Origin of the sequence: Streptomyces noursei (genome assembly GCF_001646665.1) — a bacterium.
GTDB classification, from domain to species: Bacteria; Actinomycetota; Actinomycetes; order Streptomycetales; family Streptomycetaceae; genus Streptomyces; species Streptomyces lavendulocolor.
Map to the genome: position 1 here is coordinate 1 of NZ_LWBU01000283.1, position 250 is coordinate 250.

Annotated in this window: 1 pseudogene; it reads right to left on the reverse strand. The window is 74.0% G+C overall.

The window, feature by feature from the left end:
* Positions 1 to 250: pseudogene (locus A4V12_RS21670) on the reverse strand (metallophosphoesterase); the annotation flags it as partial.

Sequence of the window (250 nt, forward strand, 5' to 3'; positions counted from 1 at the left end):
CACCGCCTCGGCCAGCAGGAAGCTCCCCAGGAACGGGTAGATCTCCACCGGCTCACCCGCCAGCGTGTCCGGCACCGGCGCGTCGTGCGTCAGCGCGATCCGCACGGCGCAGTCCGCCTCGGCCAGCCTGGTCAGCGCCTTCCGCAGACCGTCCGCCCAGCGCCCGGCGCAGCGGATGAAGTCCTTCATCTCGCGTTCGCCGACCTCGCCGCCGCTGCGGCCGGCGAACCCGCCGCGGAACCCGTTCGTG